This window comes from Paenibacillus sp. EKM211P (assembly GCF_011066175.1).
GTDB classification, from domain to species: Bacteria; Bacillota; Bacilli; order Paenibacillales; family Paenibacillaceae; genus Paenibacillus; species Paenibacillus polymyxa.
In genome coordinates, this window is the sequence record NZ_JAAMNS010000077.1 from 1 (window position 1) to 281 (window position 281).

Below are 281 nucleotides of genomic sequence, written 5' to 3' on the forward strand. Positions count from 1 at the left end.
ATTGTTTCTAAATTCGATCTCAGCTTGGACGTCACAGAGATCGAGGAAGGCTTGGAATATCTGTTTGAATACGCCACTGCTCTTTATAAGACCGAAACGGTGGAGAAATTGGCCGCTCACTACTTGCAGCTGCTTGAATCCATTCTCCGTAACCCGTCGGCGACGATTGCCGAGCTGGGCATTTTGACACCGTCGGAAAAAGATCAAATTCTCGGCGCGTTTAACCCGGCGCAGCCGGAAGCGGCTCCTGCGGCGGCGTTCCACCAGCTGTTTGAGGAACA

The 281-nt window shown here is 52.3% G+C and carries 1 protein-coding gene; it reads left to right on the forward strand.

Annotated elements, in window-relative coordinates; all coding sequences use genetic code 11:
- Positions 1-281 (forward strand): condensation domain-containing protein (locus tag G9G57_RS25435; protein ID WP_164965697.1); only part of this gene is annotated, 281 nt, incomplete at both ends.